Origin of the sequence: Secundilactobacillus pentosiphilus, from assembly GCF_002217985.1 — a bacterium.
Classification (GTDB): Bacteria; Bacillota; Bacilli; order Lactobacillales; family Lactobacillaceae; genus Secundilactobacillus; species Secundilactobacillus pentosiphilus.
Map to the genome: position 1 here is coordinate 19,275 of NZ_BCMI01000028.1, position 11,408 is coordinate 30,682.

The 11,408-nt window shown below is 43.8% G+C and carries 6 protein-coding genes; 3 read left to right on the plus strand and 3 right to left on the minus strand.

Annotated elements, in window-relative coordinates; translation table 11 throughout:
* Window positions 1-4,374 (plus strand): zinc-ribbon domain-containing protein, encoded by a 4,374-nt coding sequence (locus tag CES81_RS11045; RefSeq protein WP_089121808.1) that lies wholly within the window; start codon window positions 1-3, stop codon window positions 4,372-4,374.
* Between the two features lie 216 nt (window positions 4,375-4,590).
* On the opposite strand, the gene xerS is transcribed toward CES81_RS11045, so the two are convergent.
* The 3 genes from xerS to CES81_RS11060 all read right to left on the minus strand — a co-directional run bounded on the left by xerS (window position 4,591) and on the right by CES81_RS11060 (window position 8,402).
* The gene (gene xerS / locus CES81_RS11050; RefSeq protein ID WP_089121809.1) at window positions 4,591-5,703 is read right to left on the minus strand and encodes a tyrosine recombinase XerS; all 1,113 of its coding nucleotides are present in this window, start codon (window positions 5,701-5,703) and stop codon (window positions 4,591-4,593) included.
* A 64-nt stretch (window positions 5,704-5,767) separates the two neighbouring features.
* A complete protein-coding gene (locus CES81_RS11055) occupies window positions 5,768-7,738 on the minus strand; it encodes a glycosyltransferase-like membrane protein (RefSeq protein WP_089121810.1) in 1,971 nt (656 codons plus the stop codon).
* Window positions 7,739-7,757: 19 nt separating this feature from the next.
* On the minus strand, window positions 7,758-8,402 hold the full coding sequence (locus CES81_RS11060) for a phosphatase PAP2 family protein (protein WP_180949795.1): 645 nt from the start codon (window positions 8,400-8,402) through the stop codon (window positions 7,758-7,760).
* Between the two features lie 397 nt (window positions 8,403-8,799).
* On the opposite strand from CES81_RS11060, the gene CES81_RS11065 reads away from it, so the two are divergent.
* Both CES81_RS11065 and cls read left to right on the plus strand, forming a co-directional pair.
* The gene (locus CES81_RS11065; protein ID WP_225356389.1) at window positions 8,800-9,672 is read left to right on the plus strand and encodes a bifunctional 5,10-methylenetetrahydrofolate dehydrogenase/5,10-methenyltetrahydrofolate cyclohydrolase; all 873 of its coding nucleotides are present in this window, start codon (window positions 8,800-8,802) and stop codon (window positions 9,670-9,672) included.
* A gap of 108 nt (window positions 9,673-9,780) precedes the next feature.
* Complete coding sequence (gene cls, locus CES81_RS11070; protein ID WP_089121812.1) at window positions 9,781-11,235, plus strand: cardiolipin synthase; 1,455 nt, start codon at window positions 9,781-9,783, stop codon at window positions 11,233-11,235.
* Window positions 11,236-11,408 lie beyond the last annotated feature (173 nt).

Sequence of the window (11,408 nt, forward strand, 5' to 3'; positions counted from 1 at the left end):
ATGCCTAAAAAAGTGATTACTAGTTTACGTCAGAAATGTCCAGAAGCCGCTGAAATGTGGGCCGACGATTTAAATGAAGATGGCTTAACGCCTGATACTGTTGGGGCTGGTTCAGATAAATTAGCCTACTTTCGTTGTATAAAGAACCCGGCACACGTTTTTCAAAAGCGAATCAGTAAAATGACCTCGTCACGAGATGGGCACTCGGTCGGCTGTATTTATTGTGGATCCAATGCCAAAGTTGCCTTCCCAGGGGAAACTGACTTACTCACAGTAATTCCAGAGGCCCAAGCTATGTGGGATTACAAAAAAAACACCAGCATTGACCCCAGCTCGTTACTACCGAAATCGCAGAAGAAAGCCTATTTTAAGTGTCCACAGGGTCACCACGTTTTACGAAAGATCAGTGACTTTACCAAGTCACCGCATTGCCCAGCATGTCGAAATCGTTCATTTAGAATCGGGACCGTGACACCAAATATTGCGGAATTTCTGAGAAAAGAAAAGACGCCCGGATTTGAGCCGCAAGAAGAACCTACTCATTCCGGGAAACGAGCCTTTTTCAAGTGTCCGAAATGTGATTACGAATGGTCAAGGACTTTGGTTAAATGGTGTGCTGCAGCCTTTTGTCCTTGCTGTGGTTATGATGGCAGTCCTGATGGTCAGGTAAAACACGCTGCAGTGGTTACTAAAAACAATATTCAGACCCTAAAAATGGTGTTCCCCGAAGTTGAAAAATACTGGGATTATTCGAAGAATGGTGAAGAAACACCTAATTCAGTCACTGCTAAATCAGGAAAAAAAGCTTGGCTGCTTTGTGACAAGGGGCATTCATTTAAACGCATTATAAGCTCACTAAGCCGCAGTAAATTAGTATCCTGTCCGATATGTACAAACCGGCGATCGCAAACAATCTTAGGAATCAACGATCTGTTCACCGTTTGTCCAGAAGCAAAATTTATGTGGGATTACGACCGAAACCAGGATCTTGATCCGAAGCATCTAGCTGGGACTGCACATGTCCGGGCCTACTTTAAGTGTAAAATGGGACATCAATTTTCTAAAATGGTCGGAAACTTCAAGCATGACCCAACGTGTCCAGAGTGCCGCTATACCGAAAACTACAGTATTTTCAAGACCAGACCCGATATGCTGAAGTTTTGGGATCATTCTAAAATGACTCACGATCCAAAAACTATCAGTCCGACATCAGCGGAGACCGGATTTTGGCAATGTCCAGACTGTTCATATCAATGGCAGCAAACTTTCAGCAGCTTGAATTCGAAATCTGAAACTATGACCTGTCCATTTTGTGCTGGAGATCCGAAAAGTTCTAATTCATTTGAGAAATATAATCCTGAAGCTGCAAAACTGTGGCTACCTGACAACGAGATATTGCCATCCCTAGTGACGCCAATGTCGACAAAAACTATCAGAATGCAATGCCCTAATAATTCTGAACACGTCTTTAACATTCAAATTCAAAGGATCCCTTTAAAGCCACCCTTTGGCTGCCCCATATGTTCAACGGGCAGTCAAGTTAAGGCAATCAAGGGTGTTACCGATCTCTTTACGCAAAACCCGCAAGCTAAAGTAATGTGGGATTGGCAACGCAATCAGGAAATCGACCCGTATCAACTGCGTGCGCACGCCAGAATTAAAGCTTTCTTCGTGTGTCCTGAAGGTCATCATTTCGCAAAAAAGATTGCTGACTTTGCCAGATCGTCTCGGTGCCCAATTTGTGCCTTTGAGAATCGAATGTATATCGATGGCTATCCGCATTTACTAAAACAGTGGGATTTTGAAAAAAATCAGGAAATAGATATCCATACAACTTTAGCAATGTCACAACAGCTAGCTTGGTGGCGATGCCCACAGTGCGGTTACGAATGGCAAAGCCAAATTAAGAGTCGTCGTGACTCCAAGGGCCTTTGCCCGTGTTGTGAGGTTCAAGTCGTTCAGGTTCCGGGCAAAAACGATTTGTTTACACTGATACCAGAATTGAGAGTATTTTTTGATTTTGAAAAGAATGACGGTCTAAAACTAAAAAACATCTTTTTCACCAGTCAGGAACCAGTCTGGTGGCGGTGTCCGGACTGTGAATACTCGTGGCAAACTAAGCCAACAGCTCGGCAAGAAAAAATTGCAGGCAAGTACCAGCCTAAAGGCTGTCCAATTTGCGGGTACGTGCCAGGACAAATCTCTGCTGGAACACAAACTGCACCACGAGTCATCTGGGGAGAATTATATCCCGAACTAGTACCAAAGTTTCTTAACCAATTGAACGATTGCTCATTAACCGATGTTAACAACCTCGCATCATCTACACAAAAGTATTGGTGGCAATGCACATTGTGTCATCATCGTTTTGAGACTACGATTAGCTCAATGGTTAGAGCCAGAGATAGTGCATCAATGGGCTGTTCGTACTGTTCGGGTAAAAAAGTATTACGCTCCCAAAGCTTTGCCGTGTTGCACCCTGAAGTCATGGATGAATATGACCCAGAAAACACGGTTGACCCCTATAACGTAACCGAGAAAAGCAGTCTAATGGTGAATTGGATTTGTCGCAATAATCCAGAGCATCGCTGGCAAGCTCCATTTCGAAAGCGGGCTGCTGGAATAGGGGCTTGCAGTCTATGCCGTGGTTATCATTACGGTAGAATGCTTGCCGAAGAAAGCCCAGAGCTGGAACCATATTTTGATACCGAAAAAAATAAACGGGCCTTTAATGCATACACCAATGAATCGAACGAATTGGTTTGGTGGCATTGTGAGCACGGACATTCGTTTCAAAATCAACCTTCTCGTTATTCAAACCGGGACTTCTACTGTCCATTTTGTGAAGGATACCGAATTGTAGCAGGAATTAATACTATTGCCGATGTGAAACCGAAGTTAGTTGTTGAATGGAGCACTTCCAACGAGCGACCAATGTCTGAATACTTTGCGTTCTCAACCCATAGTGTGCTTTGGCACTGTGATGACTGTGGTGGCGATTACCCCGCAAGACTATGTGACCGTGAAGAAGACGACCATTACTGTCCGTATTGTGATAATCGAAAAGCGTTAGTTGGTTTCAATACCATTGCGGATTATAAACCGGAATTGGAATCTGAATGGAGTTCCCGGAACGAAAAAAGCTTTTCTAATTATGTCTATTCTTCAACTATGCGCGCATATTGGACCTGTCCAACCTGTCGGCATAGTTACACCTACCCAATTTGTGAACGACAACTGGGAGATGACAGTTGTCCATACTGTAACAACCGTTTACCAATGGAAGGCATGAATACCCTGCCGGACTTACATCCTGAATTAATACCCGAATGGAGTGTTAAAAACGAATTACCACCAGCACATTATCTAGCAACGTCCTCATTACGAGCACAATGGCATTGTGCAACATGTGGTAATGACTATTTCTATCCAATCTGTGAGCGTCAATTAAACGATGATAGTTGTCCCTACTGTAATAACCGACTAGCAAAACCGGGATTCAATACAATTGTCGATAAAAAGCCAGAGTTAATGATCGAGTGGAGTGCAAATAATGAACGTCCAGCATCAGAATTCATGTACTCATCACCTTACTGGGCAATATGGCAATGTTCGACATGCCATGGAGAATATACAGCACCAATTAGGCAGAGAGAATTACACGATGATGCTTGTCCATACTGTCGTGATCGTAAACCGTTGCTAGGTCTTAATACATTGCTTGATAAGAACCCTGAGCTGGCAAAGGAATGGAGTCCCAAAAATGAGGATAATATAGCTGACTTCACGTATATTTCTTCGTGGAGAGTGTGGTGGACGTGTCCAACTTGTCATGGTGATTATCAGGCAGCCATTAGAGATAGAAAAGTTGGGGATAATGCTTGTCCATACTGCAAAAATCGAAGAGTCCTGCTTGGTTGGAATACCTTACTTGATAGGAAGCCAGAGCTGGCAAAGGAATGGAGCCCTAAAAATAAAGAAAGCATCGAAAACTTCACATATGTCTCTTACCACATAGTATGGTGGCGGTGTCCCGACTGCCATGGAGACTACTCCGCAGCCATTAAATATCGGGAAGTCGGAGATGATGCTTGCCCATACTGCCGAAATGTTAGAATCCTACCTGGATTTAATTCATTTGCTGATAAATATCCCGATTTAATGACACAGTGGGATAGTGTGGCTAATACGTTTTTGGTAAATCCCAAAGAGATTTTAGACTCATGTGCCGTAAATGTTTGGTGGATTTGCGAAGATAATTCTTCACATCATTACCAAATGTCCCCCAAAAAATTGTTGTATTATCGAAAGCGACACATGAAATCTTGTCCATACTGCAAAGGTTACCGCCGAAAGAGACGGCATTTTGTTTAGTTTCTGATTAGAAAAGATTGTAAATTAATTTAGATAGAATCAAAAAAGTCAGGTTTAACCTCAAAAGGAAAATCTGGCTTTTCTAAAACTCATTAGTTTACCTAGGTTAAAAAATAAAAATAAAGTACATTTTTAGGCTAAAATTTCGAAAATAAAAAATTCACTTATCACGGAAATAAAGTACATTTTTGACAGAAAAAGCTTCAAAAATTTTTTTTACTTATGGAATTTATAAAATTTATCTAGGTTATTACCATGCAGCTGATTCAATGCCTCACGCTGCTGCGTATCAATAATGTGAGTATAGAGTCCAGTAGCCGAAGTTGAGCTTTGACCCAATTGCGTCGCTACCAAATGCTCATTTTTAGTCTCTAGATACAATTTAGAAGCTAAAGTATGCCGCAGCTTATGCGGCGTGATCCGCACGTGGTTGAAGGCGGTGGAATACTTCGCCACCAACAGTTCAACCGTTGCGGGTGTGATTCGGCGAGGCTCAGCAGAACTCTTAGTAAGAAACAGCGCCGGTGTTGCCGCAGTGGCGTGATAACGTGACTGGCGGATGCGCACGTAGCTGAAAATGTAGGGCAGTACCCAACGAGCGATTGGTACCGAATCCCACTTACCACCCTTACGTCTAACCGTCACATTGGCGGTTTTGAGACTAAGATGGCCTACATCCATATTCGTCAACTCAGAGACCCGAATACCGGTTCCCAGCATCAGCGCGTTAATGGCCACGTCCCGTTCCCGGTCACGCTGATAGTAGCGCAGCCGTTTGGCATCTAGCTGCTGACCATACTCGTCCTGAATGAAGTTCAAGTAGGCTTTATCCTGATCACCTAACATCAGTTGATCTTTAATATGGCTGGCCCGGGTAGCATAGGTTTCGTTATCTTGCACCAAAGAAATCTTTTTCATCACGTTGCGGTAGAAATAGGGTTCACCATCACTATTTTCCGATTCAGCGGTTAGAAAGCGAAACAGTGCTGAGAGGGCGTTTAATGACCGGTTGACCGTCCGATGAGATAACGCGCCCTGCGGATGCTGTGAGGTCTGCTTACCGCGGTTCAGCAAGTAGGACTTGTATAGCTCAACATCCTGTTTCTTCAAGTGCTCAAGCTCTTTTAAGCCAACTTGTTTTACTGACTTAGCAGGAGAGACACCGGCTTCGATCAACCAGTCAAAAAACCGTTTAAATTCGTTTAAATATTGGTACAAAGTGGCTGGTGATAGGGGTACTGCAGATTTAGCAAGGTAGTAATCACCAACGTATTTTGGCAGTTGGTCGACTAATTTCTCATTATGAGCAACATAGGTGGCTTGGTCCACGTTACGACCCTCCTTCAAGGTTAAAGAACATACGTTCTAATTATAACATGAATCTTGTCCAAAATCACCGGGAAAAGGTGTAAACAAAGGACCAGTAGGGATGCTTGTGCTGATCGATCTCCAACGGGTAAGGGGCCAGTCGGTACGACATTGTCTTCGTGATCAAGACTGATTGTGAACGCTGCAGATCATTTCTCAGCCGAATCCGATACATACCTTCCGGCAAGGTCCGTTCCAGCGTGAGCGCATTAAACGTGCGTTTTAATTCGTAGTGCTGATGAGTCTGTTCGTTGATCAACGTACCGCTGAATTCAGTTGCGGGAGCCAATGAGACCGAGAAGTGCCGAGCCTGATGATTTAGTTTAACCTGTTGACTCAACGTGTCGTAAGGACAAATATGCGTTTTCTTAGCGTCAAACTGTAAGGATAACTGACTTTGCTGTTCCGCAACGTAATGACCTTTAGGGCTATAAAGCGGGGAAGATGCCACAAAAGCAGCTATCGCCACCGCCAGAGCGCCCAAAGTTAACCAGCCTTCCGTTTTCGTCCGCGGTCTGACTCGTCGTTCGGATTCGAGTGCTAAACTCGGAATCGCACAGAGAATCCCCAGCAGCGGAATCATGACTTGACCATAACGGCTCTCGGTTTCCCATAAAAGGGTGTGAAAGGCAATGTACCCAAGCGCCGTCAAAATAGTCAGCATAATTCGGGGATCATCCGTCGATTTAAAACGCCGTTGCCACAGTCGTAAACAACGGAAAAAGGTTTCAGCGTACAGTAGGGTAAACCCGATCCGCATGACAATCATGCCCATTGCAGATAGCGGCAATTCAAATTTTTGATAAAGCTTCGGCGCCGCAATGTAGCCGCCGGAGTACGCGTCTGGCATAAAGGAAACGTTCAGCAAGATGCTGGCCTTTTCAATCCAGCGCCAGACGATACCTAAGGGGCCTAATTGTGCCAATCGCTCTGGCAAAGCTTTTTTCAAGTAGGCTTGTTTGGCCTGCTTACCCTGAATTGAACTAAGTGTTTGAACATCGCTAAAACTATATTTGCCCTTAGTTTGGGGATTATAGCTCATCCAGATCCAGTGCGCGGTTGGAAAAGCGTACTGGTTATTATTCTTAAAGTGACTCGCTGATTTTAACCCAGCAGCGGTTGGGACCGCTAACACAAAGCCAAGTACAATGAGAATCAACGGTGTTTTGATAACTTTTAACTGCTGGCGATTTCGAATCAGCAGCCAGATACCGACCAGCGCAACGGCCACCAGTAAAACGATCAGGTTAGGCTTAACCACTTCCCCGATGATCACCGAGAGCACCAAACCAATACCCGCCACGATCTTCTTGGTACGATGAAACGATGACCAGCCGATCAAAACGTTAAATACGATTGCTAAACAAAGCAGTGTTAGCAGGTCGGAATAGAAAACCTGTAAGTAGTAAGTATAGGCAAACGGACTGATCAGGAAGAAGACTGCCGCTAATAAAGCAGCTCCGTGCTGATGGCTTAACCGCCGAACCGAACGTAAAATGGCAAAAATAAAAAGATCCAGTAAGATCAAGGATAATAAATGAATGCCCCAGTAAGTATCCATCTGAAGCAAGTTCGTTAGTTTAAGCCAGTAGCTTAGTAAAACAGTGAGTGAGACGTTGTTAGGGAACCGCCAAAAGTATAGTGAGTCGCCCCAGCTCAAATTACCATGGCTGAGCTGCTCAGCTTGGACAAGGACTCGAAATGGGTCGTGGTAAACGGAAGCCGGAAGAAAATGGATGACCAGTAGCTGAATGACCATCATTGCAATAAAAATCACCGTTAGCATCCTAGAAATAGCAGTCTCTGATAGCCCTTTTACCCATTTAAGGTAAATCGGTTTTAAATACCAGATTACCAAACAGCCGATCAGAACTGAACAAGTTGCTTTGATGTCAAGGGGCTGAATCAAATTTGAAACGATGCCAATGATCATCGCCAAAGCTAATATTAAAGCTAAAGTTGAAGTAATACTTATTTTTCTGAATCTAATTCGCATGGTGTACTCCTAATAATAATTATTCTTGTTGATTTGGGATAATTTGGCCAACTGCCAGTTGCAAAATGCTCCACCAGCCCAGGGCTAAACACACGCCAGCTAGGACATCGCTGGGATAGTGAACGAATAAATAAATGCGATCGAATCCCATCAGGACGAGCCAACCTATGCTGATCACTCCCAGCAGGTACCGCCAAAATTTCGATGGGCATAGGGGAACGATAATCAATAGCAGTATGAGGACCATTGTCGCGGTAGAGGTCGTGTGACCACTAGGAAAGCTATAACCGCCTTGTACTGCCAACTTATGAATCGGTCGTGCGCGCTGCAGAAGCATTTTAAAACTAGTGGTGAGAATATTGATACCAACCTGGGCGGTCAGTACCCAGCCAGCAGCAGAATGGTAATGGTGCAGCCAAAGGCCACCCGCAATCATTAAGCAAATGATGCCGTTAGTCGTTGGCGTTCCCAGAAGGGCCAACCATTTAAAAAAGGCAGTTCGACCTGGTTGCCGAACATTAATACTTATTTGCTGCAACGCTTGGTCAAAATGGGTCAGCCAGCTCACATGGAAATGAACACTGACCGCTAAAATCAAAAAACTCGACCAGGTAAGTAGTGCGATCAACCGCCAAAAACGGTTAGCTTGCTGTCGTATCTGCATCCTATCATTCTCCATTTATCTATTATTATCTTAAAAATGCCGCCTTAGTTATCATCCATTATCGATTGACATTTTTCAACAATTAATTTGGTAAAATCATTTTCTGAAAATGTACAATCAGGTAAAAGCAGCTGTTAGTTTCTGTACCAATCTTTGAATAACTTAATATTAGCCTAAAACCCGGATAAAGGGTCACTTTGACGCCAAAACTTAAGTTCCTTTTCCAAAAATTAAAAAACTTTTAGGCCGATAACGGGTATTTCTCACAAAGAATCAGGTATACTACGAATATTAATCTAATTAGTCAAAGCATCGTTCCTGCTTTAAATTATTAACTGGCTAATACAAGCATAAGAGACAACATGACTAACGTAAAAACCGAAAGGCGGAGAGAATTTTGATTATAGATGGTAAGGGATTATCCAATCGGCTTGACCGCAATATGAAAATAGAAGTCCAGGCCCTTAAAAAGAGGGGAATTGAACCCAAATTAGTTGTCATTATCGTTGGTAACGACCCCGCTAGTCAGATATACGTCCGCAATAAGCACCGTAAAGCAGTCAAACTTGGTATCACTTCAATCATCGAACGGCGGCCGGAAGACTTTACCCAGGCTGAATTATTGGCACTGATTTATCAGTATAATCAAGATGAGACCGTTCACGGCATCTTAGTACAATTACCGTTGCCAAAACAGATCGATGAAACAGCGATCATTCGGGCCATCGCCATTGAAAAAGACGTGGATGGTTTCAGTCCAGCAAACGTTGGCCGACTCTTTAGCAACAGTCACGAACATTACCCCGTTTCCTGCACCCCTAAGGGCATTATGACAATGCTTTCGCACTACCAGATTGATCCCGCCGGACAACATGCGGTGATCGTTGGTGATTCCAATATCGTGGGGCGGCCAATGGGAGCGTTGCTGCTGAATGCCGGTGCCACCGTCACGTATACGCACATCCTGACCGCAAATCTTCCTTCATTTACCCGGACTGCCGACATCCTGATCGTTGCCACCGGTGTCGCTCATTTAATTAAGGCAGCAGATATTAAACCTGGTGCTACGGTAATTGATGTTGGCATGAACCGGGATGAGAACGGTAAACTGGTGGGCGACGTGGATTACGAACACGCTAAGGATGTCGCTGGTGCTATTACACCGGTTCCAGGCGGTGTTGGCCCCATGACCATCACGTCACTCATGCAGCAGACACTTGAATTAACCAAGGCTGCTAATCGCCGGACGCTTAATCCGGTCAAAGTCTAGAAAAGACAGCTTAATGACGCTTCTTTTTCATCGCCAAAGCTAAATTCCCCCTGTCTTCTGACCAAAATTTGCGGTAATGTAAATGTATATAAAATTGGGGGACAATGTATGAACTGGACGTTAGTTTATTTAATTATTTTTGCCATTTTCGCCATCAACACCATTGCGGCAATTTTCACGGTGTTCCGTGAACGACGTGATATTGCCGCTACTTGGGCGTGGCTGCTGGTGTTAAATTTGCTACCGGTCATCGGCTTTTTATTCTACGCATTTTTTGGCCGGAAGCTGACCCATCGGCAATTAAACAAGATCCAACGTCAGCCTAACGCTGAACTGACAGATGCGCTATCCCAGCAACAAGCTTCATTGCCGCCGTATTCTCCTGGTGACACCCATCAAGAATCTTCGGTTAAAAATATGATTCAACTCTTCCAAAACGTTGACCATTCTTTTGTCACGTTAAATAATCAAACCGAGCTTTTTACGGAAGGGCCAAAACTATTTAAAAACATTCAACAAGAAATTTTAAACGCACAGCATGTGGTTTACGTTGAGTTTTACACTTTTTATAACGATAAACTGGGGCAGGAGATACTGAGTACGTTAGTCGCTAAAGCCCAAGAAGGGGTCACAGTACGTGTACTGTATGACTCTTGGGGCTCTATGGGCACTAAACGTGAGTTCTTTAATCCGTTGCGCGATGTCGGTGGTTTCGCTGAACCTTTCTTGGGGATTCACTCAAACTGGCGTGATTTCCGGCTGAACTTCCGTAACCACCGTAAGATCGTGGCCATTGACGGTTGGACGGGATACATTGGCGGTTTTAATATCGGGGACCAATACGTTGGCCGATCCAAAAAATTCGGCCATTGGCGTGATACGCATATGAAAGTAGTCGGTGATGCAGCACTGGCACTGCAAGGGCATTTTATTAGCGATTGGAACGCCACCGTTCCCGAAAACGAACTGGAACGCACCATGCAGCATTTTCCAAAACTCACCGATGAAATTGGTAAAACCATGATGCAAATCGTCACCAGTGGGCCAGATTCTGACATTGAGCAAATTAAATTAGGTTATCTTCGGATGATCAACAGTGCCAGAAAACGGCTTTATATCCAAACGCCTTACTTAATTCCAGACGATAGTGTACTTAACGCCTTGCGAAGTGCAATCTTGTCGGGAGTTGATGTTCGAATCATGATTCCTCATATGCCTGACCATCCTTTTGTCTACCGTGCTTCTCAGTATTATGCTCGGCTATTAGCTGAAGATGGTGCCAAAATTTATTTTTATCAAAATGGCTTCATTCACGCTAAAGTGGTCATGATTGATGACGCGATTTCGTCCGTAGGGTCAGCTAATTTAGATTTCCGTAGTTTTAACTTGAACTTCGAAGCAAACGCCTTTGTCTATGATTTTAAAGTTGCCAGGGAACTTCGCGAAATTTTTGAAGCTGATATGAAAGAAAGCACCTTAGTAACTGCTCAAGACTTTAAAAACATGTCACTGTGGCTGCGCTTTAAGCAGGCGGGTTCACGCTTACTGGCTCCCATCTTATAATTAACAATACCAAAAAAATTTCTCAGTGGTTACCGGATAATTCGAAAATTATCCGGTAACCACTGAGAAATTTTGGGTCATCGTCAAATCGTATTGATGGTGTCTCATAAGCGCAGTCACATTTTTGTGACTGTGCTTTTTACTATTTCTGGATTAGTGAAATGCGGTTAAAG